Origin of the sequence: Candidatus Pelagibacter ubique HIMB140 (genome assembly GCF_025558165.1) — a bacterium.
GTDB classification, from domain to species: domain Bacteria; phylum Pseudomonadota; class Alphaproteobacteria; order Pelagibacterales; family Pelagibacteraceae; genus Pelagibacter; species Pelagibacter ubique_T.
Genome location: NZ_LAMZ01000001.1, coordinates 182,980 through 207,782 on the forward strand (window position 1 = coordinate 182,980; position 24,803 = coordinate 207,782).

At 29.2% G+C, this 24,803-nt stretch carries 27 protein-coding genes; 6 read left to right on the forward strand and 21 right to left on the reverse strand.

Annotated features, from left to right (window positions below; all coding sequences use genetic code 11):
- From VP90_RS01115 to ssb, 4 genes are read right to left on the reverse strand one after another with little or no spacing between them, the layout of a single operon-like run.
- Positions 1-561 (reverse strand): peptidylprolyl isomerase, encoded by a 561-nt coding sequence (locus VP90_RS01115; protein WP_262589211.1) that lies wholly within the window; start codon positions 559-561, stop codon positions 1-3.
- Positions 554-1,048 (reverse strand): pantetheine-phosphate adenylyltransferase, encoded by a 495-nt coding sequence (coaD, locus tag VP90_RS01120; RefSeq protein ID WP_262589212.1) that lies wholly within the window; start codon positions 1,046-1,048, stop codon positions 554-556. Before coaD ends, VP90_RS01115 begins: the two co-directional genes overlap by 8 nt.
- Positions 1,048-3,627, reverse strand: a complete 2,580-nt coding sequence (gyrA, locus tag VP90_RS01125; protein ID WP_262589213.1) for a DNA gyrase subunit A — start codon at positions 3,625-3,627, stop codon at positions 1,048-1,050. Before gyrA ends, coaD begins: the two co-directional genes overlap by 1 nt.
- Before the next feature lie 5 nt (positions 3,628-3,632).
- Positions 3,633-4,085 (reverse strand): single-stranded DNA-binding protein, encoded by a 453-nt coding sequence (gene ssb / locus VP90_RS01130; RefSeq protein ID WP_262589214.1) that lies wholly within the window; start codon positions 4,083-4,085, stop codon positions 3,633-3,635.
- A gap of 89 nt (positions 4,086-4,174) precedes the next feature.
- Here ssb and uvrA point away from each other — a divergent pair, with 89 nt between their 5' ends.
- On the forward strand, positions 4,175-7,027 hold the full coding sequence (gene uvrA / locus VP90_RS01135; RefSeq protein WP_262589215.1) for an excinuclease ABC subunit UvrA: 2,853 nt from the start codon (positions 4,175-4,177) through the stop codon (positions 7,025-7,027).
- Between the two features lie 50 nt (positions 7,028-7,077).
- Positions 7,078-7,680, forward strand: a complete 603-nt coding sequence (locus VP90_RS01140; RefSeq protein ID WP_262589216.1) for a urate hydroxylase PuuD — start codon at positions 7,078-7,080, stop codon at positions 7,678-7,680.
- Here VP90_RS01140 and secF read toward each other — a convergent pair.
- From secF to VP90_RS01205, 13 genes are read right to left on the reverse strand one after another with little or no spacing between them, the layout of a single operon-like run.
- Positions 7,677-8,573, reverse strand: coding sequence for a protein translocase subunit SecF (gene secF, locus VP90_RS01145; protein WP_262589217.1), 897 nt, complete (start codon positions 8,571-8,573; stop codon positions 7,677-7,679). The genes VP90_RS01140 and secF overlap by 4 nt on opposite strands.
- A complete protein-coding gene (secD, locus tag VP90_RS01150; protein ID WP_262589218.1) occupies positions 8,573-10,126 on the reverse strand; it encodes a protein translocase subunit SecD in 1,554 nt (517 codons plus the stop codon). The genes secF and secD overlap by 1 nt, the downstream gene beginning before the upstream one ends.
- Positions 10,127-10,139: 13 nt before the next feature.
- Complete coding sequence (gene yajC, locus VP90_RS01155; RefSeq protein WP_262589219.1) at positions 10,140-10,430, reverse strand: preprotein translocase subunit YajC; 291 nt, start codon at positions 10,428-10,430, stop codon at positions 10,140-10,142.
- Between the two features lie 53 nt (positions 10,431-10,483).
- Positions 10,484-11,743: a serine--tRNA ligase gene (gene serS, locus VP90_RS01160; RefSeq protein WP_262589220.1), complete on the reverse strand. Its 1,260-nt coding sequence runs from the start codon at positions 11,741-11,743 to the stop codon at positions 10,484-10,486.
- Positions 11,736-12,506 (reverse strand): twin-arginine translocase subunit TatC, encoded by a 771-nt coding sequence (tatC, locus tag VP90_RS01165; protein WP_262589221.1) that lies wholly within the window; start codon positions 12,504-12,506, stop codon positions 11,736-11,738. Before tatC ends, serS begins: the two co-directional genes overlap by 8 nt.
- Complete coding sequence (tatB, locus tag VP90_RS01170; protein WP_262589222.1) at positions 12,499-12,717, reverse strand: Sec-independent protein translocase protein TatB; 219 nt, start codon at positions 12,715-12,717, stop codon at positions 12,499-12,501. Before tatB ends, tatC begins: the two co-directional genes overlap by 8 nt.
- A gap of 5 nt (positions 12,718-12,722) precedes the next feature.
- Positions 12,723-12,923 (reverse strand): twin-arginine translocase TatA/TatE family subunit, encoded by a 201-nt coding sequence (gene tatA, locus VP90_RS01175; protein WP_262589223.1) that lies wholly within the window; start codon positions 12,921-12,923, stop codon positions 12,723-12,725.
- Between the two features lie 47 nt (positions 12,924-12,970).
- On the reverse strand, positions 12,971-13,672 hold the full coding sequence (gene scpB, locus VP90_RS01180) for an SMC-Scp complex subunit ScpB (RefSeq protein WP_262589224.1): 702 nt from the start codon (positions 13,670-13,672) through the stop codon (positions 12,971-12,973).
- Positions 13,665-14,408, reverse strand: a complete 744-nt coding sequence (locus VP90_RS01185) for a segregation and condensation protein A (protein ID WP_262589225.1) — start codon at positions 14,406-14,408, stop codon at positions 13,665-13,667. Before VP90_RS01185 ends, scpB begins: the two co-directional genes overlap by 8 nt.
- Before the next feature lie 9 nt (positions 14,409-14,417).
- Positions 14,418-15,368: a glycoside hydrolase family 3 N-terminal domain-containing protein gene (locus VP90_RS01190; RefSeq protein WP_262589226.1), complete on the reverse strand. Its 951-nt coding sequence runs from the start codon at positions 15,366-15,368 to the stop codon at positions 14,418-14,420.
- Positions 15,358-15,621, reverse strand: coding sequence for a hypothetical protein (locus VP90_RS01195; protein ID WP_262589227.1), 264 nt, complete (start codon positions 15,619-15,621; stop codon positions 15,358-15,360). The genes VP90_RS01190 and VP90_RS01195 overlap by 11 nt, the downstream gene beginning before the upstream one ends.
- Positions 15,621-17,354, reverse strand: coding sequence for an arginine--tRNA ligase (argS, locus tag VP90_RS01200; RefSeq protein ID WP_262589228.1), 1,734 nt, complete (start codon positions 17,352-17,354; stop codon positions 15,621-15,623). The genes VP90_RS01195 and argS overlap by 1 nt, the downstream gene beginning before the upstream one ends.
- Positions 17,351-18,469, reverse strand: a complete 1,119-nt coding sequence (locus tag VP90_RS01205; protein ID WP_262589229.1) for a deoxyguanosinetriphosphate triphosphohydrolase — start codon at positions 18,467-18,469, stop codon at positions 17,351-17,353. Before VP90_RS01205 ends, argS begins: the two co-directional genes overlap by 4 nt.
- Positions 18,470-18,519: 50 nt before the next feature.
- Between VP90_RS01205 and VP90_RS01210 the strand changes: the two genes are divergently transcribed.
- Both VP90_RS01210 and xth read left to right on the forward strand, forming a co-directional pair.
- On the forward strand, positions 18,520-18,837 hold the full coding sequence (locus VP90_RS01210) for a HesB/IscA family protein (RefSeq protein WP_262589230.1): 318 nt from the start codon (positions 18,520-18,522) through the stop codon (positions 18,835-18,837).
- On the forward strand, positions 18,837-19,613 hold the full coding sequence (gene xth, locus VP90_RS01215; RefSeq protein ID WP_262589231.1) for an exodeoxyribonuclease III: 777 nt from the start codon (positions 18,837-18,839) through the stop codon (positions 19,611-19,613). Before VP90_RS01210 ends, xth begins: the two co-directional genes overlap by 1 nt.
- Here the strand turns inward: xth and VP90_RS01220 are convergent.
- The 4 genes from VP90_RS01220 to VP90_RS01235 are packed head-to-tail and all read right to left on the reverse strand — an operon-like array spanning position 19,605 to position 22,577.
- The gene (locus tag VP90_RS01220; RefSeq protein WP_262589232.1) at positions 19,605-20,603 is read right to left on the reverse strand and encodes an Ldh family oxidoreductase; all 999 of its coding nucleotides are present in this window, start codon (positions 20,601-20,603) and stop codon (positions 19,605-19,607) included. The two genes, xth and VP90_RS01220, sit on opposite strands and share 9 nt — an antisense overlap.
- Complete coding sequence (locus tag VP90_RS01225; RefSeq protein ID WP_262589233.1) at positions 20,603-21,001, reverse strand: Fur family transcriptional regulator; 399 nt, start codon at positions 20,999-21,001, stop codon at positions 20,603-20,605. The genes VP90_RS01220 and VP90_RS01225 overlap by 1 nt, the downstream gene beginning before the upstream one ends.
- A 24-nt stretch (positions 21,002-21,025) precedes the next feature.
- Positions 21,026-21,829, reverse strand: a complete 804-nt coding sequence (locus VP90_RS01230) for a metal ABC transporter permease (RefSeq protein WP_262589234.1) — start codon at positions 21,827-21,829, stop codon at positions 21,026-21,028.
- A 1-nt stretch (position 21,830) separates the two neighbouring features.
- Positions 21,831-22,577 carry an ATP-binding cassette domain-containing protein gene (locus VP90_RS01235; protein WP_262589235.1) on the reverse strand — a complete coding sequence of 249 codons (747 nt, stop codon included), beginning with the start codon at positions 22,575-22,577 and terminating at the stop codon, positions 21,831-21,833.
- 70 nt (positions 22,578-22,647) lie between these two features.
- On the opposite strand from VP90_RS01235, the gene VP90_RS01240 reads away from it, so the two are divergent.
- Both VP90_RS01240 and VP90_RS01245 read left to right on the forward strand, forming a co-directional pair.
- Positions 22,648-23,754 carry a zinc ABC transporter substrate-binding protein gene (locus VP90_RS01240; RefSeq protein WP_262589236.1) on the forward strand — a complete coding sequence of 369 codons (1,107 nt, stop codon included), beginning with the start codon at positions 22,648-22,650 and terminating at the stop codon, positions 23,752-23,754.
- 132 nt (positions 23,755-23,886) lie between these two features.
- A complete protein-coding gene (locus VP90_RS01245; RefSeq protein ID WP_262589237.1) occupies positions 23,887-24,768 on the forward strand; it encodes a phytanoyl-CoA dioxygenase family protein in 882 nt (293 codons plus the stop codon).
- Positions 24,769-24,803: the final 35 nt, after the last annotated feature.

Consider the following 24,803-nt stretch of genomic DNA (forward strand, 5'->3'; position numbering starts at 1 on the left):
TTACAAAGATTTAAAGCTTATAATTTTATCAGGATCTGTTACAGCGCCATTATTATTTTGGTCACCTCTTTTAATTTTATCTACAAACTCCATTCCTTCAACAACTTTACCAAAAACAGTATACTGTCTGTCTAAAAAAGGAGCTGGTTGAAAACAAATGAAAAACTGACTGTTTGCACTATTTGGATCTTGAGCTCTAGCCATAGATAATGTGCCTCTGTCATGAGGTAAACTATTAAACTCTTGCTCTAAATCAGGCATATCAGATCCACCCATACCTGCTCTTCTTAAGTCAAATTCCTTAGACTCTGAATTTCCAAATTTAACATCACCTGTTTGAGCCATGAAACCATCTATCACTCTATGAAATACAACGTTGTCATATTTTCCACTGTTAGCTAATTCTTTAATTCTTTTGACATGGTTTGGTGCCACGTCCTCAAATAATTCAATTTTTACATCACCATCTTTAAGTTTTAAAATCATTATATTCTCCTCAGCTATTAATTGATTTGCACTAATAAAAAATAAAATAAATATGTACGATAAAATTCTATTCATATTTTTCTTTTAAAGATTTTATTGTGCTTTTGGTAGTAAATTTTTTAATATTTCCATTCAATTTTACAATTTCTTTAACAAATCTAGAAGATATAATTTGATTTTCTACATCTGACATTAAAAAAATTGTTTCAATATTTTGGTTAAGCTTTCTATTCATTCCTGCAAGTTGAAATTCATATTCAAAATCAGATACGGCTCTTAAGCCACGCAATATGATATTTGATTTATATTTTTTGCACAAATCTGTAGTTAGTGAACCAAAGGAAACAACGATAATTTTTTTTTTATTTAATTTTAAATCCTTGAATAAAGCTTTATTTACAATTTCTATTCTTTCTTCAGAAGAGAATAAATAATTTTTATTACTTACATCCGAAACCCCAACTACTATTTTATCAAAAAGCTTTAGTGCTTTTTTAATAACATCTATATGACCATAAGTAATTGGATCAAAAGTTCCTGGATAAATAGCAATTTTACTCATTAAATTAAATTATCATCAATCTTAATTGCAGAAACAACTTTTTCATCACCAGATAATTTTATTATTCTTACACCTTGGGTATTTCTACTAGCAGTTCTTATTTCTTTAACCGCCACTCTAATAACTCTTCCTTTATTTGTAGATATTAGAATTTCATCACCTTCAAATACAGGAAAAGATGATGTTATATTTCCATTTCTTGGTGAATTTATAATTCCAATAATGCCCTTTCCTCCTCTATTAGTAACTCTGTAGTCAATATGAGAAGTCTTTTTACCATAACCGTTTTCACTTATTGCTAAAACAAATTTTTCTTTTGCTTTTAATTCTGATTTTTCATCTTTTGATTTTTTTCCATTTTTACTCAATTTATCATTATCAATTACTGATAATGAAACAATTTGATCTCCAGAAGCAAGTTCAATACCTTTTATTCCTTTAGAAGACCTTCCCTTAAATACTCTTAATTTTCTAGCTTCAAAACGGATACATTTTCCAAATTTAGTACTTAGAATTATGTCTTGATCATCTTTACAAATTTTAACTCCAACAATTTTATCGTTGTTGTCAAGTTTCATTGCAATTTTTCCTGAAGCATTAATGGATGAAAAATCCTCTAAACTATTCTTTCTAACTTTACCTTGTGATGTTGCAAAAATAATTTGATAATTTTTTGAGTCTGTATCTTCATCAGGCATTGGCATAATTGAACTAATGGATTGATGACTCTTTAGCGGAAGAATATTAAATAAGGATTTACCTTTTGAAGCCGATGATCCCTCAGGTATTTTCCAAGCTTTAATTTTATAAACAAGCCCCTCTGTTGAAAAAAATAAAACTGATGTATGAGTATTTACCGAAAGAGTTTGTATTACAGAGTCTTGATCTCTGGTAGTAATTCCAGATTTACCTTTTCCACCCCTTTTTTGTTGCTTCACATTATTTAATGATCCTCTTTTAATATACCCTTGTAAAGTTACTGTAATAATTACAGATTGTTTTTGGATTGTTTCCTCGATGTCGTAATTTAATACCGCATCAATAATTTTAGTTCTTCTAGGAACAGCAAATTTTTCTTTAATATTTTTTAATTCTTCGCTTATTACTCTCAAAAGCTCTTTTTTAGAGGATATAATTTTTTTATATTTTGCAATTAATTCAGCTAATTTTTTAATCTCAACTTCAATTTCGTTTATACCAAGAGCTGTTAACTTCTGTAATCTTAATTCTAAGATAGCTAAAACTTGTGGCTCAGATAAAGAATAAATATTTTTACCTTTTTTTCCCTCTACTAAAGAAATTAGCTTTTGTGATTTGTTTATTTTCCATTTAGTTTTAAGAATAGCATTTTTTGCATCCTCAGGTGTTTTGGAAGATCTAATGATTTTTATAATTTTATCTAAATTTTCTACTGCAACAGATAGACCAATTAAGATATGAGCTCTTTCCTCTGCTTTTTGAAGATCAAATTTTGTTTTTTTGATTACTACATCTTCTCTAAAAGATAAAAAATTAGAAAGAAATTCTTTTAATGTACATGTTTTTGGTTTCCCTTCTACTATTGCTAAAGTGTTAAAACCAAAAGAGCTCTCTATTTGAGTATTTTTGTAAAGCTGTCTTTTAATTGTTTCTGGCTCAACACCGTTTCTTAAATCAATAGCAACTCTTATACCTTCTCTGTTAGACTCATCTCTTATGTCTTTAATACCTTCAATTTTCTTTTCTCTAACTAATTGTGCAATTCTTTCATTTAGTACAGCTTTATTTACTTGGTATGGAATTGAAGTAATTACTAATCTATCTCTACCATTCTTTAAGCTTTCAACTGATACTTCACCTCTAATTTTAAATGAGCCTCTACCATTGTTGTAACCTTGTTTAATTATATCTTTGCCGATTATTACTCCTCCAGTCGGAAAATCTGGTCCTGGAATATGTTTCATTAGCTCTTTTATTTTAATATCTTTATTGTCTATTAAAGCTAAAGTACCATCAATTATCTCACCTAGATTATGAGGAGGAATACTAGTTGCCATTCCAACAGCTATACCTCCAGCCCCATTAACTAACAAATTTGGAAATTGCGCAGGTAATACGCTAGGTTCTTTCTCTGTTTCATCATAATTACTTTTAAAACTAATCGTATTTTTTTCGATATCATCAATCAAATATTGTGAAACTTTTGATAATCTTGTTTCGGTATACCTCATAGCAGCAGCTGGATCACCATCTATGGATCCAAAATTACCTTGTCCTTGAACTAAAGGTAAGCTCATTGAAAAATCTTGCACCATCCTAACTAAAGCATCATATACTGATTGATCACCATGAGGATGATATTTACCAATTACATCCCCGACTATTCTTGCTGATTTTCTGAATTGTTTAGACCAATCATAACCACCTTTGTGCATTGCATAAAGAATTCTTCTATGAACTGGTTTTAATCCATCTCTTACATCAGGTAATGCACGACTTACAATAACACTCATAGCATAAGACAAATAAGACGAGCTCATCTCGTCATGCATAGAGATTAGATTAATATTCTTATCTTTTGGTTCTTCAGTTTTTTGCATAGAAATTAAAATGGTATTTCGTCATCCATATCATTTGACACTTGAGAAGAATCCTCAATATTGTTTTGTTGAGTTGTGTCATTCTGAATTCCACCACCTGTATTTCCTCCACCTAACATTGTAAGTGAAGAATTGTAACCTTGTATAACAATTTCTGTTGAATACTTATCCTGGCCAGATTGTTCATCTTTCCATTTACGTGTTGTCAGTTGTCCCTCTACATAAACTTGTGCGCCCTTTTTTAAATATTGTTGAACAACATTTACCAATCCTTCATTGAATACAACTATACGGTGCCATTCAGTTTTTTCTTTTCTTTCACCAGTATTTTTATCTTTCCATGTTTGACTGGTTGCAAGACTTAGTCTAGCTACACTCTTTCCGTTTACCATTTGTTTAATTTCAGGGTCTGCGCCCAAACGACCAATTAATAATACTTTATTTAAACTTCCAGCCATAATATTTTAATATTTGTTAAATTAATTAATAAGATTTATATCACAATTCTTCTGAATATTAATTTTATTGACTCAAAGCAACTAAAAATATGATGAAAAAGATAGTTATTAAGGGCGCTAAAGAACACAATTTGAAGAATGTGACTGTAGAAATTCCAAAAGATAAATTTGTAGTGATAACAGGTTTGTCTGGGTCAGGAAAATCTTCATTAGCTTTTGATACCATTTATGCAGAAGGTCAAAGAAGATATGTCGAGAGCTTATCTGCTTATGCTCGTCAATTTTTAGATAAAATGAAAAAGCCTAATGTTGATTTAATTGAAGGCTTAAGTCCAGCCATAGCAATCGAACAAAAAAACACTTCAAAAAATCCCAGATCGACTGTTGCAACTGTTACAGAAATTTATGATTATATGAGGGTTCTTTATGCAAGAGCAGGCATACCCTATTCTCCTTTTACAGGTAAGCCAATAACCTCTCAAACAATTACTCAAATTGTTGATTTAATTAAAAAATTACCAAAAAAATCTACAATTTATATTTATGCTCCAGTAGTTAGGGGTCGTAAGGGTGAATATAAAAAAGATATTTTAAGCTATAAGAGACGTGGATTTAGAAAAATAAAAATTGATAATGTATTATACGATATAGAAAAATCTCCTAACCTAGATAAAAAATTAAAACACGACATTTCAATTCTAGTTGATAGAATTGTACTTAATTCAAAACTTGGAAACAGATTAGCTGAAAGCGTAGAAACAGCTGTAAATTTAGCTAATGGATTGGTTTTTGTTGAATACGAAGATGAAACTCTTCCTCAAAAATTTAGAAAAATTGAAAAATTAATTTACTCCACAAAGTTTGCTTGTCCAGAAAGTGGTTTTACTATCGAAGAAATAGAACCAAGATTGTTTTCATTTAATAGTCCCTATGGTGCTTGTGAAGAATGTGAAGGTATAGGAATGAAATTAAACGTAGATCCAAATTTAGTAGTTCCAGATGATCGTAAAAGTTTAGCGGATGGAGCAATTGAACCATGGGCTAAATCGACAACTTTATATTATGCGCAAACTTTGGCTTCTCTTGCAAAACATTATGAATTTTCTCTTGATGAAAAATGGAAAAAGCTTCCAAAAAAAATAAAAGATATAATTTTATATGGTTCAGATGAGGACGAAATTAAATTTAATTATGATGATGGATATGAAAAATATTCATATAAAAAAACCTTTGAAGGAGTGATTAATAATCTTGAAAGACGTTTCTTGGAATCTGATAGTGAGTGGAAAAGAGAAGCAATAGCCGAATATCAATCTGATACTGCATGTGAAGCTTGTAATGGTGATAGACTTAAAGAAGAAGCATTATGTGTTAAGATTAATGATTTAAATATTAGTGAGGTTACTAAAAAATCAATTCATGATGCCGCTGAATGGTTTAAAAGCTTAGAAAATAATTTAGACAAAAGACAATTTAAAATTGCAGAACATGTCCTAAAAGAAATAAATGAAAGATTAAATTTCTTACTTAATGTTGGTTTAGATTACTTAACACTTTCGAGAGAGTCTGGAACTTTATCAGGAGGAGAAGCTCAAAGAATTAGATTAGCATCACAAATTGGATCTGGTTTAACAGGAGTATTATATGTTTTAGATGAACCATCAATTGGTTTGCATCAAAAAGATAATGTTAAATTAATAAATGCATTAAAAAGACTAAGAGATCTTGGGAATACAGTAATTGTTGTTGAACATGATACTGAAACTATGGAAAACGCAGATCATATTATTGATCTTGGACCTGAAGCAGGTACGAATGGTGGTCAAATAACAGCTCAAGGAACTTATGAAGAACTTAAAAAGGATAAGAAGAGCATAACTGGACAGTATCTTGCAAATAAACAAAAGATTGAAATTCCTAAAACTAGACGATTAGCCAAAAATGGAAGATTTGTAGAAATAAATGGTGCTAGTGGGAATAATTTAAATAATGTTAATCTTAAAATTCCTACAGGCACATTCACTTGTGTAACAGGTGTTTCAGGTAGTGGTAAATCTACATTAGTATTACAAACATTATTTCATGCATTAAACTTAACACTTAATAATAAAGCTAGAAAAACTCCAAAAGCATTTAAAGGTTATAAGGGTGTCGAATTAATTGATAAGATTATTGATATAGATCAATCCCCTATTGGTAGAACTCCAAGATCTAACCCAGCCACATATACTGGAGCTTTTGGTCCTATAAGAGATTGGTTTACTAGTTTACCCGAGTCTAAAACTAGAGGTTATAAACCAGGAAGATTCTCATTTAATGTTAAGGGCGGTAGATGTGAAGCCTGTGAAGGTGATGGAGTTATTACTTATGAAATGCACTTTTTGCCTGATGTTTATATTCAGTGTGATGAGTGTAAAGGAACGAGATACAACAGAGAAACTTTAGAGATTAAGTTTAAAGGAAAAAGTATAGCCGATGTTTTAGATATGTCTGTTGATGAAGGTTGTGAATATTTTGAAAACATTTCAAATATTAAATCTAAATTATTAACCCTAAAAAAAGTTGGACTTGGTTACATTAAAATTGGACAACAAGCCACTACACTATCAGGTGGTGAAGCACAAAGGATTAAACTAGCTAAAGAATTATCAAAAAGATCTACTGGTAGAACCATGTACATATTAGACGAACCAACAACTGGACTACATCAGCACGATATTAAAAAATTACTAGAAATTCTTCACACCTTCGTGAAATTAGGAAACACCGTAGTTGTAATAGAGCATAACTTAGATGTTATAAAAACAGCTGATCATATAGTTGATATGGGTCCTGAAGGCGGTGTTAAAGGTGGTAAAATTGTTGCAGAAGGTAAACCTGAAGAAGTTTGCAAAGTAAAAGAAAGCTACACAGGCCAGTTTTTAAAACCTCTTTTGTACTAAATATAAAAACTTATAAAAAATCTAAATTTAGTGTATATTAATTAAGAATCATGAGCAGTTTATTATCATCACTATCTAAAACAATTCATGCATCGCTTGCGTTAGCAATTATATTGTTTTTAGGTCTTTCCTATTTAAATGATGGTATTGCATTCGATACTCTTTTTTGGAGCTGGTTATTTAGATACATTCATGTTGTTGTTGCAATAATGTGGATAGGATTATTGTGGTATTTTAATTTTGTTCAAATTCCAAATATGGGAAAAATACCTGATGAACAAAAACCTGCTATTGGAAAAGTAATTGCTCCTGCTGCATTATTTTATTTTAGATGGGCAGCTGCGTTTACTGTTCTTTCAGGATTAATTCTAGCTCTGTTAAATGGATATTTACATGATGCTATGACTTTTAGCATTGGATCTGGTGTTCCAAAACATACAGCAATAGGAATTGGTATGTGGTTAGGTATTGTAATGGCTTTTAATGTTTGGTTTGTAATTTGGCCAAACCAAAAAAGAGCTTTAGGAATAGTTGAAGCTGATCCGGAAACTAAAGCTAAATCTGCTAAAACTGCGATGTTATTTTCAAGAACAAATACACTTTTATCTCTACCAATGTTACTTTCAATGGTAGCTGCTCAAAACTTATATTAAACAGTTTTATTATCGTCTTCTCTTAAGACTGTTTTTTGTGATACTCTTAATCTCACTAAAACTGTATTAGCTATATAAATCGAAGAATAAGTTCCAAACACAACACCAAGTATCATTGCTAAAGAAAAACCTTTTAAAATTTCGCCACCAAAAAAGAATATCGCCAATAAAGCTAACAAAGTTGTAGCTGAGGTTATTATTGTTCTAGATAAAGTTTCATTAATTGAAATGTTTGTTAATTCAAAAATTTTAATGTCTGAATATTTTCTCAAATTTTCTCTAACACGATCAAAAATTACAACTGTGTCGTTCATAGAATAACCAACAATAGTTAGAACAGCTGCAATAATTGATAAATTAATTTCAAGACTAAATAATGAAAAAATTCCCAATGTAACTATTACATCGTGAAATAATGCCAAAATTGCACCCAAACTAAATTGCCACTCGAAACGTATCCAAATATAAATAAGCATTACAGCTAGAGATAAAGAAATTGCTATCACGCCAGCTTTAAGCAATTCAGCACTAACTTTAGGACCTACGTTCTCAACTCTTCTAAAGTCATAGTTATTTCCAAAAGAACTATCTAAATCCTTTTTAATTTCTTCAATAATGTTTTTTTTATTATCTTTATTTTCAAATTTAATTAGAAAATCAGTATCATTTCCAAATTTTTTAACAGAAACATCTCCTAAATCCATTTGATTAAATTTATCTCTCAACGAACTTACGCTAATTTTGCTATCTGATGACCTTAGTTCAATTAATGTTCCACCTTTAAAGTCTATACCGTAATTTAAACCTTTAAAAATTAGTAATAAAAGTGATGCTGTAATTAAGAATATAGATAGTATGTTAAAGTGATTATAGTATTTATTAAAAGCTATCATTAGATTAGTTTTTCCTTATTTTTATTTCTTGTCACATAAAGACTAGTGAACAATCTTGCTATAAAATATACTGAAAATAGAGTTGTAAATATTCCTACACCTAGAGTAACAGCAAATCCTTTTACTGGACCAGACCCCATAAAAAATAAAATTATAGCTGCTAATAAAGTAGTAATATTTGCATCAATAATTGCTGTTCTTGATTTTGTGTAACCTCCATCAAAAGCTAAAATATTATTACTTTCATCCTTAAGTTCTTCTTTAATTCTTTCAAAGATTAAAACATTTGCATCAACAGCCATACCAACGGTTAAAATTATCCCTGCTATACCTGGAAGAGTTAGTGTTGCCTCAAATAAAGTTAAAATACCAAGTAATAAAAATAAATTAATTATTAATGTTACGTTAGTGATTAATCCAAAAACTTTGTATTTAACAAACATAAAAATAATAACTAATAAAAAACCTATAGCTAACGCAATCATTCCTGCATTAATCGAATCTTGTCCTAGATCAGGACCTACAGTCCTTTCCTCTATAATTTCTAATGGAGCAGGTAATGCTCCAGACCTTAATAATAAAGCTAAATCTGTTGCACTTTGGAAAGTAAATCCACCACTGATCTGTCCAGACCCACTTGCTATTGTATCTCTAACAACAGGTGCACTAATTATTTTTCCATCTAAAACAATGGCCAATTGTTTTCCAATACCAGTAGATGTTGCTTTACCAAATCTTTTGGCACCTACTCTATCTAATGTAAATGAAACAATAGTTTGATTGTTTTGAGTGTCCATTTTTGGCTGTGCATCTAATAGATTTTCACCACTGATGATTATTCTTTTGCTTACTGTTGCCTCTTCCAAGCCATCTTCAAATTTTAACTTTTCAACACCAAATCTGTCACTTTCATCATTGGTTACAAATCTAAATGTAAGATTTGCAGTTTTTCCCAATAGTGATTTAATTCTTTGAGGATCATCTAACCCAGGAAGTTCAACAAGTATTCTATCATTACCTCTTTTTAAAATATTTGGTTCATTAGTACCGACTTCATCTACCCTTCTTCTTACAATTTCTATTGCTTGATCTTGCGATGAAGTTTTAAGATTGATTATGCCTTGTCTTGAAAAACTTACTTTTAAATTGATACCATTATCTTCGATATCAAGTTGGTGTGATTTAAATCTTGGGTAATAAGGATTTAGATCACTATTTTCATCTTGAAACACATCTAGTACTGCTTGTTTGTCTAAATCAGCAACATTGAAAAAAATATTTTGATTATCAATTTTAATATTATTAATTTTGATGTTTTTCTCTTTGAAATAATTTCTAATAGTGGTTGTTAAATTTTGTAATTTTTGTTCAATTACAGGCTCATTATCAATTTCAAGTAAAAGGTAAGAACCACCTTGTAAATCTAAACCAAGGTTTATTTTCTTATTAAAAAAACTATCATCGAACTTAAATAAATTTGATGACGCAATTAAAATAAATAATAAAGAAAATAAAGTTACAAATAAGATTCTTAGTTTAGAAAAATAAAGCACTTATCTTAATTGATTATTTTTTAACTTCTGGAGTATTGTTTAAGAGACTTTGAATACCTGTAGCTTTAACGATTTCTACTTTAACATTTTCAGCTATTTCAACTTCTACTTTGTCGTTATCGATTAATCTTTCTACTCTTCCTGTTATACCACCTGAAGTGACTACTTTATCTCCTCTCTTTAAACCTTCGACCATTGCTTTATGCTCTTTAACTTTTTTTTGCTGTGGTCTGATTAAGAAAAAATAAAAAATAACAAAAATTAAAATTAGCGGTATAAATTGACCTATTCCTGAACCTTCCATAAATCTCCTTTAAATTATGGCATTCTTATACCATCTCACTAATTAAAACAACTTTAATTGTTAGAAATCAATTCCATATTGTTCATATAAGGTCTTAGAACTTTAGGAATTATAATAGAACCATCTTTTTGCTGATAGTTTTCCATAATTGCAATCAGAGTTCTTCCAACAGCTAAACCACTTCCATTCAACGTACCTGCAAAAACATTTTCCTTATTATTGTTTTTGTATCTTGCCTTCATACGCTGTGCTTGAAACGTTGAACAAGATGAACATGATGATATTTCTCTATATTTATTTTCTGATGGCAACCATACCTCAATATCATAGGTCTTCTCTGCGCTAAAACCCATATCACCTGAACATAAAATTACTTTCCGATAAGGTAACTCTAATTTATCTAGTATGTCAGTTGCACAATCTGTCATTCTCTCTAATTCTTCTAAACATTTTTCATTCTCAACAATGCTTACCATTTCAACTTTGTAAAATTGATGCTGTCTAATCATACCCCTTGTATCCTTTCCATAGCTTCCAGCCTCTTTTCTAAAACAAGGAGTTGAAGCTACAAATCTCATTGGTAAATTATTAAGATCAATCATTTTATCTTTAACAATATTGGTTAAAATGACCTCTGCTGTTGGTATCAAAAATTTTCTATCTGAACCTTCGTCAAATTTAATTTCAAACTGATCATTTTCAAATTTTGGCAACTGTCCGGTACCGTACATAGTGCTTTCTGATGCCATTAATGGTGGTGATATCTCCTGATAACCATTTTGATGAATATGTGTATCAAGCATAAAATTTGATATTGCTCTTTCTAAAAGAGCCAATTTATCTTTTACAAATACAAATCTTGAACCAGTAGTTTTTGTAGCTAAATCAAAATCAAGCATATTTAGTTTTTCACCTAATTCGTAATGTGTTTTAGGTTTAAATTCTAAATTAGGTATCTCTCCTGATTTTAATATTTCTTTATTATCATTTTCGTCTTTACCATTTGGAACATCTTCATGCGGTATATTAGGTATGCTAGACAGAATACTATCTAAATCAGACTTAATTTGTTTTTGATCTTCTACAATTTTGTCGAGTTCCTTGCTGATTTCTTTAGATTTCTTAAACAAGCTCTCATCTTTTGATTTAGAAATATCTTTTTTTTCTTTTTCTAAACTTTCTTTTTTTTGAATTAAATTTCTATTTTGTTCATCCAATTTTTGTATTTTTTCAAAATCTACTTCTAAGTTTCTTTTTTCAAGAGATTTTTGAAATTTAGAAAAATCTTTTCGTATTTCTTTAATGTTATGCATCTTCTTTTTGTAAATTTTTATTTTCTATAAATTTTACTGAAAATATTGATAATTCATACAGAATTAATAAAGGTATTGCTAAACCTATTTGAGTTATTGGATCTGGTGGTGTTAACAATGCAGCTGCTGCAAATATAATAACAACTACATATTTTCTTCTCTCTTTTAAAAATTGACTATCAACTATTCCGATTCTAGCTAATAAACTTAAAACGACTGGTAGCTGAAAACTGATACCAAAAGCAAAAATTAATTTCATAACTAGTGATAAATATTCATTAACTTTAGCCTCTAATTGGATTGGTAAATTTGTAGAAAGACCTGTGCTTTCAAATGAAAGAAAAAATTTAATCGCAAGGGGCATTATCAAATAATAAACCAGCATACCTCCTAAAAAAAATAATATTGGTGTTAATATAAGGTAAGGCAGAATTGCCACCTTTTCATGTTTGTACAAACCAGGTGCAATAAATTTCCAAATTTGCATCAAGATAAAAGGACATGTAACAAAAAAAGCTGTGAAGAATGATACTTTAAGGTATGTTAAAAAGGTCTCTTGTAAAGCTGTAAATATCAATCTTCTATCAGAACCGTCTTCTTTTACAGCTCTTGCAAATGGATCAACAAGAAAACCATAGATATGTTCTGCAAATAAGTAACAAATCACAAAAAAGATAAATAAAAAGATAAAGCTATTTATCAATCTTTTTCTTAATTCTGTAAGGTGACTTACAAATCCACCTTCCTGATCTTCATTACTCATCTTTTTTAATTTCTTTTTTTATTTCGTTATCAATTTTTTCTTCATCTATCTCTAGATTTGATACTTCATTTTGAATATTGTTAACGTATCTTTTTGCTGACCCGATCCACGAGCCTGCTTTTTTTAACATTACTGGAAAATCCTTTGGACCAAGAACTATTATAGCAATAGCAACAACAATTAAAATTTCAAACCAACCGATAGTAGGCATTTAAATTAATTTTTGTTATCCGAGTCTTTGTTATCGTCAGATATATTTTTTGGCTCTGTATCGTCAGTTACGTCTGACGCCATTCCTTTTTTGAAACTTTTAATACCTTTAGCTACATCACCCATTAAGCTTGAAATTTTTCCTCTTCCAAACAATAAAACAACCAATATAACTACAATAGCTATTTGCCAAATTCCTATACTCATGAAAAACTTATAACCTTTTTAAGGTTATTTTGAAAGTTACTTTTTTATTAATCTTTCTCTTCAGGTTCTAGAGTGCTATTAAGCATTTCATCTATATTGGAATAAATATCATCTTTTTTCTCTTCTTGCTTTTCTTTGTAAAACTTTCCAGTTCCAAAAATAGCATTATCAACGCTTGAACTATCAATTAAACCAGCAGCTCCTAATTCATCAATTGTTGGAAGATCAGATAATTTTTGTATGTTAAAATGACTTAAAAAATCATCAGTAGTTATGTACTGAATTGGTCTACCTGGAACATCTTTTCGACCACCTGGTTTTACCCAATTTAATTCCATTAATATCTCTAAAGTATTAGTACCAAAAGCAACTCCTCTTATTTCCTCTATCTCAGCTCTCGTAACCGGTTGATGATAAACAATTATAGCCAATGTCTCTACTGCAGCTCTAGACAGTTTCTTTTCAACAGTTTTCTCTTGGGACATCAAACTTGATAAATTTGGTGATGTTCTAAAAGACCACTTATCTTTTATACAAATTAAATTAATTCCCCTGTTGGAATATTCTTGTTTTAATTTTTCTAAAGACTCTGGAACGTTACCTTTTTTAGAAACTTTACTTTCTATAGTGTCTACATCTAAAGGCTCAGCTGCCACAAAAATAATTGCTTCTATCTCTTTGTCTAAATCTGACAATTTTGATGGAAACTTTAAAACATTATCTTTTGAAGATTTTGCTTTTTTAATCATTTATTTCCTTTACATATATTTCATCAAACAATTTATCTTGTTTGATTGATAAATTTCCTTCTTTAACTAATTCTAATGATCCAGCAAAAATTCCAGCCTTACCAGTTTTCTTGTATTTTGAACCACTTTTAAAATTACTTGGGATTAATTCATCAAGTTTTTTCCATTCAAATAGTTTGCCAAAAAATTCTCTAATTGTTTTAATCCCATCTTCAGTTGTGAACACAGGAAGTTTTGGAATATTCATTTTTTGAAAATCTTTAGTCATTATTATTGTTGAGTAAGCTTTCATTAGTTCAAATAAGCTTAAATTATATTCAGTACTATAAATTGATCTAATACTTCCTTTCATGCCTCTAGTTCTTATCTCTCTACCTAATCTTTTTCTCTTAAGCATTTGTTCAGATAATAATCTAATTAATTCTAATTTTTTTAGCTGTAATTTTAACTTTTCTGCAACTTCTTGTACTTTAAATTCCTCTTCTGGAGTACCAGGTAAAAGTAATTTTGATTTTAAATAGGCTAACCATGTAGCCATTAAAAGATATTCAGAAGCAATTTCTAAATTTAAGTTTTTTTCATTAGTAATATACTCATGAAATTGATCTGCTAACTTAGTTATAGATATTTCTTCTAGATCAACTTTTTGAGCTTTTGCTAAATCTAAAAGTACATCTAATGGTCCATTATAATTATTTATATCGACATTAAATAATTCAGAATCATTAGTGGACATGGAAAGATATTAACTTAAAATTTTATAAAATTGAGATGTTTTTTTAAGAATAAAACTATTCACTTGAGGTGAATTTTCTGCGACTATCTTCATTTCTTTCATATTTCCATTGCAATGAAGTGCTATATTACAACCTGCGCTGAATAAATTAATAGTATTAAGTTTTAAATCATCACTTAAACTCTTCATTGATAAGTCATCTGAAATTAAAATATTCTTAAATCCTATATTTTTCCTAATAATATTAATTATTTTTTTAGAGTGAGTGGCAGTGTTATTTTTATCAATTTTTGAATAAACAACATGACCTGTCATTGCAAATAAACATTTCTTCTTTTTAAATGTCCAAAAATCGTTTTTAAGAAGATATACATATGTTTTGTTAATAATCGGTGTTGAATAATGACTGTCGACTTTTGCTAAACCATGACCGGGTATGTGCTTCATTACAGTTCCTATTGAGTTATTTTGAAATAATTCGATACAAATATCCCCTAATTTAGAGACAATTTTTTTATTTTTTGAATAAGATCGATCACCAATTACCTTGCTTGCACCATTAACTCTAAGGTCTAAAACTGGAACAGTGTTAATATTCACACCAATTAAATTCAATAAATAAGAAGTCTTATCTACAAATAACTTATAAACGATTTCAAATTTTTTTTTATCTTTATTAAACAAATCTCCAAAATATTCAGATGTCATATTATCAAAGGAAATTAAATTTCTTAATCTGTTTACTCTTCCTCCTTCTTGATCAATCATAATTGGATATTTTTTATCCTTAAAAATTTTTCTAATGCTAGAGGTTAATTTTTTAACTTGATCAAAAGATTTAATATTTCTAGTAAATAGGATAATTCCCCATGGTTTATATTTTTTTAGAAATAAAATTTCATTTTTAGATAATTTTGTTGATTTTAAACCAACTATAAAAGATTTTCTTTTACTTATCATTGTCTAATAATTTCCAAAAATTAAACTTTTTCTTTTTCTTTTTGTTTGTTTGCTTAACATACTCAATTACATTTTGAGTATCATTCTCTAAAACTGGTAAATTTTTTGAATATAATTTTATTTTCTCATCAATATTTTGATGAGATCTGTATGATTTTTTTTTGTGTTCATCTGAAAAATAATATTTTCCTGTAAAAAAAATAAATAAAAGTATTACCAAAACAAATATTAAGTACTTTATTTCTTTAAGCATTACATTTGATTTGGTGTATCAACACCAACAATATCCATTCCTGTTTTTATTACATTAGAAATAGCCTTCAAAAAGATCAATTTATCTGGTGAGACTGTTTTTTGATCATTAATGAACCTTTTTTCTGGAAATTGTTTTCCTAAATTCCAATACGAGTGAAATTCAGATGCAAGATCGTATAAGTAAACAGGTATTCTATGTGGTTCTAATTTTGTACTAGCTGCGTCAATACATTTTGGCCATTCAGATAATTTTTTTAAAATTTTAATTTCATCATTAGAATATTCAAAATTAAAATCATTTAATTCAATTTTTGAATTTAAGTCTTTATCTATATGTCTAAATACAGATGAAATTCTAGCGTAACAATATTGGACATAATATAATGGATTGTCCTTAGATTTTTCTTTGACTGCATCGAAATCAAAATCCAATTCAACATCACTACTTCTGTTAAGCATAATAAATCTTGTTGCATCTCTTCCAACTTCTTCAATCAAGTCATCTACGGTAATATAATCTCCTTTTCTTTTAGACATTTTGAAAGGCTTGTTTTCTTTAATTAACTTTACCAACTGACTAATTTTACAAATTAATGTATCTTTTTTTCCTGACAGTGCTTCAACTGAGGAGGTAATACGTTTTATGTAACCTGCATGATCTGCTCCAAGTATATTGATTAAGTAATCAAAATTTCGATCAACTTTATTTTTATGATAAGCAACGTCACTTGCAAAATAAGTCCATGTGCCATCAGATTTTTGAAGTGCACGATCTTTATCGTCACCAAATTCTGTTGATTTAAATAATAATTGCTCTCTTTCAACCCAATCTTTGTTATCTTCACCAGCTGGGGCTTTGATTTTTCCTTTATAAATAAAGTTATTTTTTTCTAAAAAATCTATTACACTTTCAACTTCATTGTTTAATACGATATTTTTTTCACTAACAAAATTATCATGTTTAATACCCAAGCTATTAAGATTGTTTTTGATAAGCAGAAGCGCCTGCTCTATTGATAAGACTGTTAATTTATCTCTAATTTCATCAAAATTATCAAATTTAAGATCTGAATTATTTGAAATTATATTTTTTGCAAAATCAATTAGATAATCCCCAGGATACAAATCAGGATTATCTTCAGGAAATGTTTCTTTAAAATGAACTTCTCTAATTCTATAATATACTGATTTAGTAAAATTTATAATTTGGTTACCATAATCATTAACATAATATTCTTTTGTAACTTTGTGTTTATTAAAAATTAAAACATTAGAGATAACATCTCCTAGAATAGCACCTCTGCAGTGTCCTACATGTAAAGGACCTGTTGGGTTTGCTGAAACAAACTCTACTAAATAATTATTTTTTTTCTCCTTGTCATTTATTCCAAAACTATCTGCATTATCTGTGATATTTTTAATAAAATTTGACCAATAAGATGGTTTAAATTTAATATTAATAAATCCTGGTTTGGCTACAGATATTGTTTCAATTTCACTGTCATTATTTTTAATTTCGGGAGTAAGTTTTTCTGCGAGCTGTAATGGTGAGGTTTTATTGATTTTTGATAAAACCATCGCAACATTTGTTGAAATATCACAATCAAATTTTGGTGGAGGTATTTCTGCATTAATTCCATTAAAATTCTCTGGAATTTCTAGTTTATTATTTTTATTCAAATCAACAATAACAGATTTAATTTTATCTAAATATAATTCAAAAATATTCATTTATTATCGTTATAAAGGTTAATAGCATATCTATCAGTCATACCGGATATAAAATCTGAAATAGCTCTATATTTGTCTTTAGTCAATTGATCTTTGGACAAAAATTTTCTTGGATTTGATTTAATCATTTTAAACAATTTCTTAATTATTAATTTACCTTTATGATTTTTTTTCAATACTGACTTGTTGTCATACATTTTGTCTCTTAAGAAAGATTTAATTTCTTTTTCTGCATTCTTAATTTGGTTAGAAAAACAAACGATTAACTCATTAGATTTAGATACATCTCTTGAGGATTTTACCTTAAGTTTTTGAATATTTTTTTGGGTATTGATCAATAAATCTCTAACCATGAGATCAATTGAGTCTCTTATTATTTGATAAATTGCAATTTTATAATTTTTATTAGTAATTTTATTTTTATATTTTTTATGAATATTTTTAAAAAAATCTATTTCGACCAATTCCTCCATTTTAAAAAGATTGGCTTTTATACCGTCTTGAATATCGTGATTGTTATATGCAATATCATCTGAAATTGCTGAAATTTGAGCTTCAAGAGAGGGAAATGAATTATATTTAATTTTACCTTTAAAAGTTTTTATCCCTATTAACTTATTAACTAAAGCAATATCCTCTACAGGTCCGTTATGTTTAAGAAGGCCTTCTAACGTTTCTATAGTTAAGTTTAATCCCTTAAACTTAAAATACTTGTTTTCTAAAAACATAACTATTCTTAAAGTTTGAAGGTTGTGATCAAAACCACCATAATCCTCCATGCATTCATGTAAGGCATCCTCTCCAGCATGACCAAACGGCGTGTGGCCTAAATCATGTGCTAAACTTAAAGTTTCGGCTAAATCCTCATTTAATTTTAAATATTTAGCTATTGATCTTGCAATTTGAGCAACTTCTATTGAGTGAGTAATCCTTGTTCTAAAATGATCCCCCTCAGTATTAACAAATACTTGGGTTTTGTGTTTTAACCTTCTAAATGATGCGCTGTGAATAATACGATCTCTATCTCTTTGAAAAGGAGATCGATATTTTGAGTTAGCTTCCTTAATTAGTCTCCCTTTACTTTTGTATACCCCTAACAAAGCGTCTTTTTTCATCCTTTAATTAAAATAATTAAGTATTATATTAGTAATATCAGTGTTGAGACATGATTAAAGAAATTAAATTTACAGATAATGCGTTAAAACAAATAGAAAGTTTGTTAGCAAAAAAAGACAAAGGTTCATTTTTTAGAATCGCTATTAAAGGTGGTGGTTGTTCAGGATTTCAATACGAATTCACTTTTGATAAATCAAAACAAGACGACGATTTAAATTATCAAAATATTTTAATTGATAAAACTTCTGCAGATTTACTTAAAGGATCTGAAGTTGATTATGTTTCTGAGTTAATAGGTGAACAATTTAAAATATCTAATCCACAAACAAAATCCTCTTGTGGTTGTGGTGTTTCTTTCTCACTTTAATGCTGATTTCATCCTGGAATGTCAATTCTGTAAGAGCACGAATTGAAAATATCAAAAGTTATTTATTAAAATATAAACCAGATATTTTAATGATGCAGGAAATCAAAACCGAAGATATCAATTTTCCTTATGATGATTTTTCTTCAATGGATTATGAAAGCCACGTATTTGGTCAAAAAAGTTATAATGGTGTAGCAATTATTTCTAAAAATAAATTAAAAAATATTAGAACTGATTTAATTAAAGATAAATTAAAACAATCAAGAATAATTTCTGCTGAATTTGAACATAAAAAAAAAACTATTCAAATAATAAACATATACACTCCAAATGGAAACCCTGTTGATACTGAAAAATATGACTACAAAAAAAATTGGCTAGATCAATTAATCAAACAACTAAAAACTTTATCTAAGAAAAATCCAAATTTAATTCTTGCAGGTGATTTTAATATTATTCCTTCAGCAGAAGATGTTTATAATGTAAAAAGTTTTGAGGATGACGCTTTATATAGGTTGGAAATCAGAAAAAAATTTAGAGAGATGATAAATCTAGGTTTCAATGATGTGTATAGATATTTTAATGAAGAGAAAGAAGGATATACATTTTGGGATTACATGAGAGGTGCCTGGCAAAAAAATAATGGCATGAGAATTGATCATTTTTTAGTGTCTAATTCATTAATTGATCAAATTAAGGATATAAATATCAATAAAGACCCTCGTGGAAGAGAAAAACCCTCTGACCACACTCCTATTGAAATTACTTTAACTTAAAGATTTTATTTTATTAACTAACTCTTCGTTTATATTTCTTGGGCCAGTGTCCAATCTATTTTTATGACGTCTTTCGCCAGGTAATCTTACTTCACCCATTGATTTCATCTTCTCAAAAAATTCTTCTGCATGTTTTTGCCAATCAGTTCCTGAAGTTTTATCTGGACTTATTGCTAATATAAATTCACCGCCACTTGGAGGACCCCCATCATTATTATCTTTAGCAGCTGTTTCATAACTAAAATTATCACCAACTAAAGCTCCTGCTAATAATTCAACCATCATAGCAATTGCAGAACCTTTGTAACCACCAAAAGGTAATAATACTCCACCATCAGCAATTTCACCTGGATCAGTTGTTTCTTTTCCATCTTTAGTCAAACCAGTTCCAAGTGGAACTTTGTGCCCTTCTCTTTTAGCAACCTGAACTTCACCCATTGCCATCGATGCAGTTGCCATATCGTAAACAACTGGAGTTTTGCCAGGTCTTGGCCAAGCAAATGAAATTGGGTTAGTTCCAAATAATGGTTTTATTGCTCCTGCTGGTGCAACAGCAGGCTTGTAAGACGTACATGCAAAAGCAACTAAACCATCTTCAGCTAACTTTTCTGTTTCAGGCCACATAGCAGCCATATGATGTGAATTGTTTATTGCTAATACTGCAACACCATTTTCTTTTGCAGCTTTAGCTAATTCTGGCAAACCTTTATTTAAAACAACAGGTGCTAAACAATTATTTCCTTCAACTTTAATTACTGATGGAGATATTTTTTTAACTTCAGGTTTACCTTTTCCATTAATTTTTCCACTTTTAAGACCAGTTACGTATGCAGGCAATCTAAATAAACCATGTGATACTGAACCATCTCTTTCTGCATTTCTTATTAAATCTGATAAAATTGATGCTGTTTCATCATCGCAGCCATTAACCAAAAGAGTTTTTTTGGCAAGTTCAAATATTTCATCTAAGGTTAAAGGTACTGTGCTCATTACTTCGATTTACACTTTTTACATAAACCAAAAAATTCTAAATTATATTTGTTGTATCTCATTCCTGAGTCATCTTCAAAATTTGATAAATATTTTGAAAGTTTTGAATTATTTATCTCTGAAACTTTTTCACAGCTTTCACAAATAGAAAAAGCTGTTGCTTTCGAAATTTGGCAACTAGAATTTTGACATACAATAAAAGCATTTCTACTTTCGATCTTATGGATTTTTCCAATTTCAACTAATTTATCTAAAGCTCTATAAACTTGTAATGGTGCTTTAATCCCTTTTTTTTGAACATTAAAAAGAATTGAATAAGCCTTCATGGGTTCGCCAGATTTATCAATAAGATCAAAAATTATTTTTTGGTTTTTAGAAAGATTGTGTTCTTTTTGCATTTATAAATTCTTATCAATTAGTCATTAGTTTTTCAATTGAATGGATTGCTTTATTTTAAATAAAGACAAAATGAATAAAAATAATGATGCAGCAATTATTGATGGTCCTGAGGCTGTATTAAACTCAAGTGAGGAAAACAGTCCTAGTATTACAGATAATAAACCACCTATAATTGAGAAGAATATCATTTTCTGAGGGCTGTCTGAGATGTTTCTAGCCATAGCTGCTGGAATGATTAGCATTCCGGTTATTAACAATAATCCTACCATTTTTATTGAAATTGCGATGATCGCTGCCATTAAAATTGTGAATACGGCTTTAGCTCGCTCAGGATTTAATCCTTCTGCCTCTGCTAATTCATAATTAACAGTCGAAGCAAATAAAGGTTTCCATATCAATTTTAAAATCAGCAAAATGAAAGCGCCACCTATCCAAATTATTAGTATGTCATTTGTAGTAACGGCTAATATGTCGCCAAACAATAGACCCATTATATCAAATCTAATAAATGTTAAAAATCCTATCACAACCAAGCCTACTGCTAGAGAAGAATGGGCTAACAAACCTAGCAAAGCATCACCAGGTAGATTAGTTTTTTTTTGAAGTTGAATAAGAATTAAAGCAACTACAGATGAAATTACAAAAACAGATAAAGCTATATTTAACTCTAAAGAATAAGCCATGGTTACTCCTAATAAAGCTGAGTGAGAGAGTGTATCACCAAAATAAGATAATCTTCTCCAAATTACAAAACAACCCAAGGGGCCAGTAACTAAAGCCACACCTATTCCCGCAACTAAAGCTCTAATAAAAAAATCATCAAACATATTAATTTTTCTCTATTTCTCCTTCCTCTGAATGAACATGATCATGTTTATGTTCATATACAGAAAGAATTTGAGATGCTTTTTCACCAAATAAGGTTTTATATTCGTTATTTTTTGCCACATCCATTGGTGTACCAGAACAACAAACGTGACCATTTAGACAAACAACATGATCAGTAGCTGTCATGACAGTGTGTAAATCATGTGAAATTAATAAAATTCCACAATTAAGAGTGTCTGAAATTTTTTTAATCAATTCATAAAGAGCAATTTCACCTGTGTAATCTACACCCTGAACAGGTTCATCTAAAACTAATAATTCTGGTTTTTTTGAAATAGCCCTTGCTATTAAAACTCTTTGAAACTCACCACCAGATAAATTTCCTAAATTTTTATTTTTTAAGTGAATGACACCAGTTAAATTTAAAGCTTCATCTATCACTTCCTCATCAATATTTTCTGTTAACAGCATAAAATCATAAACACGAAGAGGTAATGTCCAATCTATAGATATTTTTTGAGGAACATATCCAATCTTGTTAGTATATTTTTCAACATTCCCTTCTATATTTTTATAAATTCCTAAAGCAATTTTCGCAGTTGTACTTTTTCCTGATCCGTTAGGACCAATTAAAGTTACAATTTTTCCTTTTTCAACTTTTAACGAAACACCTTCTACCAACCACTTTCCATTTTGTCGAAAGCCTGCATTATTTAGTTGAACCAAAGTTTTATTCTCAGAGTTCATTTATTCCTTGACTTGTAAATGTTATATTATTACATAATGTTATAATATAACAACTTTTAAATAATTACTTATGATAAATCTAAAAAAATTACCAATAATCTTTTCATTAATATCCTTTTTAACTATATTTTCATCAGCAAATGCTGAAATCAAAGTAGTTGCTTCTATTAAACCAATACATTCATTAGCAAGTTATTTAATGGATGATGTAGGTAAACCAGATCTAATAGTGGATGGTTATAGCTCACCTCATGGATTTGCAATGAAGCCCTCTCATGCAAAAATGCTTCAAAATGCTGATCTTGTGTTTTGGGTAGGAGAAGATTTAGAAAATTTTTTAGAAAAACCGTTAAGTTCAATCGCAAAAAAAGCTGAAAAAATTGAACTAATAGAAATCAAAGGATTACAAGTATTAAAATTTAGAGAAAGAAATATTTTTGACGAACATGATCATGACGACCATGGACATGATGATGACCACGGTAAAAAAGAAGATGATCACGACCACGATCACGACGATCATGGTAAAAAAGAAGATGATCATGACGACCATGGACATGATGATGACCACGGTAAAAAAGAAGATGATCACGACCACGATCACGACGATCATGGTAAAAAAGAAGATGATCATGACGACCATGGACATGATGATCATGATGGACATGCACATGGTGAATTTGATCCACACATTTGGTTGGACCCAATTAACGCAAAAGCTATGTTAAATGAAATGGCAGAACATTTAATTGAAAATGATCCAAAAAATGAAGCTAACTATAAAAGTAATTTAGCTAAAGCTTTACAAGAAATCGATAAACTTACAATTGACGTAATGACAGACTTAAGTAACAGTGTTTCTTCAATTGTATTTCATGATGCTTATCAATATTTTGAGGAAAGATTTAACGTTAAAGTATTAGGTGCATTTACTGTTAATACAGATGTAATGCCTGGAGCAGAACAATTAGCTGAAATTAGAGAAATTATCGAGCATGATAAAGTAGCTTGTGTGTTCTCAGAGCCTCAATTTAATCCTGATATTATCAATGCAGTTGCAAAAGATATGAAGATTAAAACTGGTGTTCTGGATCCTCTAGGTGCAACATTAGATCCAGGTAAAGATCTATATTTCAATTTAATTAGAAATATGTCTGCATCTTTCAAAGGTTGTTAATTAAAAATTAGGTTTAATCTGGGAATTTTTTTAAATTCTCGGATTAAAATATAACATTCACTGATATTTTTATAATACAATAAGCATTGTAATTTTTTCTAAGAGGATTTATTTTCTTTATAATTTGATTTTATGAAGGATTTAAATTTATTTAAAAAAAATGGCTTTCTTGTTAAAGAAAATTTAATTTCTCAAACAAAGATAAACAAAATAAATAAAATTGTTAATGAAGTAATTTCAAAAGAGAAAAAGAAAAAAAATGGTAATGGTGCAAATGGAACTCAATCCTATAATAATTACCATTTTGTTTACAATTCAGACTCATCAAGGAATAAAGAAATATTAAGACTAAATAACCCTCAGAATAGGCATAAAATCTTCTATGAATTATCTAGAGATAAAAAGATTATATCCATAGCTAAAAAATTGTTAGGTGGAACAGTTAGATTTCATCTTGGTAAATTAAACTTTAAACTTCCAAATAAGAAAAAAGGAAGTGAAATTGGATGGCACCAAGATTGGGCTTTTTACCCTCATACTAACGATGATTTAATCACAGTTGGTATATATTTAGATGATTGCTATGAGAAAAATGGGCCTCTTAAAATAATAAAAAATTCACACAAAAAGAAATTATACAGCCACCACAGCAAAGATAATTATTTTGTTGGAAAAATAGATACTAAAAAAAATAAAATAGGAACTAAAGATAGTGTTTCTATAACTGGAGCTGCTGGAACAGTTGTTTTTTTTCATTGTAGATCAGTTCATGGGTCTGGACATAATCTTATGAATAACTCAAGACCCTTAATTTTATTTGGTTATAGAGCTTGTGATGCTTGGCCATTAATCAATGATGGAAACCCTCATCCTGAAGTCAATTTAGAAAATTATGATAAAAATATTATTGTAGGAAATAAATCAATAAAACCAAGATTAACTAAAGTTCCAACAATAATCCCACTACCTAAAAAGAAACACTACGTTTCAATCTATGAACTCCAAAAAAATTAAATTACATTAAAGTTCTTTGTAATAAATCTTTAACA

What these genes read in the sequence shown, in the direction of transcription:
- tatB (WP_262589222.1), bottom strand. Translation starts at nt 12,717, where the DNA reads ATGCCTACTATCGGTTGGTTTGAAATTTTAATTGTTGTTGCTATTGCT.
- tatA (WP_262589223.1), bottom strand. Translation starts at nt 12,923, where the DNA reads ATGAGTATAGGAATTTGGCAAATAGCTATTGTAGTTATATTGGTTGTT.
- ssb (WP_262589214.1), bottom strand. Translation starts at nt 4,085, where the DNA reads ATGGCTGGAAGTTTAAATAAAGTATTATTAATTGGTCGTTTGGGCGCA.
- serS (WP_262589220.1), bottom strand. Translation starts at nt 11,743, where the DNA reads ATGCATAACATTAAAGAAATACGAAAAGATTTTTCTAAATTTCAAAAA.
- VP90_RS01205 (WP_262589229.1), bottom strand. Translation starts at nt 18,469, where the DNA reads ATGAAAAAAGACGCTTTGTTAGGGGTATACAAAAGTAAAGGGAGACTA.
- uvrA (WP_262589215.1), top strand. Translation starts at nt 4,175, where the DNA reads ATGATGAAAAAGATAGTTATTAAGGGCGCTAAAGAACACAATTTGAAG.
- VP90_RS01230 (WP_262589234.1), bottom strand. Translation starts at nt 21,829, where the DNA reads ATGTTTGATGATTTTTTTATTAGAGCTTTAGTTGCGGGAATAGGTGTG.
- yajC (WP_262589219.1), bottom strand. Translation starts at nt 10,430, where the DNA reads ATGGAAGGTTCAGGAATAGGTCAATTTATACCGCTAATTTTAATTTTT.
- VP90_RS01245 (WP_262589237.1), top strand. Translation starts at nt 23,887, where the DNA reads ATGAAGGATTTAAATTTATTTAAAAAAAATGGCTTTCTTGTTAAAGAA.
- VP90_RS01185 (WP_262589225.1), bottom strand. Translation starts at nt 14,408, where the DNA reads ATGTCCACTAATGATTCTGAATTATTTAATGTCGATATAAATAATTAT.
- xth (WP_262589231.1), top strand. Translation starts at nt 18,837, where the DNA reads ATGCTGATTTCATCCTGGAATGTCAATTCTGTAAGAGCACGAATTGAA.
- VP90_RS01195 (WP_262589227.1), bottom strand. Translation starts at nt 15,621, where the DNA reads ATGCTTAAAGAAATAAAGTACTTAATATTTGTTTTGGTAATACTTTTA.
- VP90_RS01240 (WP_262589236.1), top strand. Translation starts at nt 22,648, where the DNA reads ATGATAAATCTAAAAAAATTACCAATAATCTTTTCATTAATATCCTTT.
- VP90_RS01210 (WP_262589230.1), top strand. Translation starts at nt 18,520, where the DNA reads ATGATTAAAGAAATTAAATTTACAGATAATGCGTTAAAACAAATAGAA.
- VP90_RS01115 (WP_262589211.1), bottom strand. Translation starts at nt 561, where the DNA reads ATGAATAGAATTTTATCGTACATATTTATTTTATTTTTTATTAGTGCA.
- coaD (WP_262589212.1), bottom strand. Translation starts at nt 1,048, where the DNA reads ATGAGTAAAATTGCTATTTATCCAGGAACTTTTGATCCAATTACTTAT.
- tatC (WP_262589221.1), bottom strand. Translation starts at nt 12,506, where the DNA reads ATGAGTAATGAAGATCAGGAAGGTGGATTTGTAAGTCACCTTACAGAA.
- VP90_RS01235 (WP_262589235.1), bottom strand. Translation starts at nt 22,577, where the DNA reads ATGAACTCTGAGAATAAAACTTTGGTTCAACTAAATAATGCAGGCTTT.
- scpB (WP_262589224.1), bottom strand. Translation starts at nt 13,672, where the DNA reads ATGATTAAAAAAGCAAAATCTTCAAAAGATAATGTTTTAAAGTTTCCA.
- gyrA (WP_262589213.1), bottom strand. Translation starts at nt 3,627, where the DNA reads ATGCAAAAAACTGAAGAACCAAAAGATAAGAATATTAATCTAATCTCT.
- secF (WP_262589217.1), bottom strand. Translation starts at nt 8,573, where the DNA reads ATGATAGCTTTTAATAAATACTATAATCACTTTAACATACTATCTATA.
- VP90_RS01225 (WP_262589233.1), bottom strand. Translation starts at nt 21,001, where the DNA reads ATGCAAAAAGAACACAATCTTTCTAAAAACCAAAAAATAATTTTTGAT.
- argS (WP_262589228.1), bottom strand. Translation starts at nt 17,354, where the DNA reads ATGAATATTTTTGAATTATATTTAGATAAAATTAAATCTGTTATTGTT.
- VP90_RS01190 (WP_262589226.1), bottom strand. Translation starts at nt 15,368, where the DNA reads ATGATAAGTAAAAGAAAATCTTTTATAGTTGGTTTAAAATCAACAAAA.
- VP90_RS01220 (WP_262589232.1), bottom strand. Translation starts at nt 20,603, where the DNA reads ATGAGCACAGTACCTTTAACCTTAGATGAAATATTTGAACTTGCCAAA.
- VP90_RS01140 (WP_262589216.1), top strand. Translation starts at nt 7,078, where the DNA reads ATGAGCAGTTTATTATCATCACTATCTAAAACAATTCATGCATCGCTT.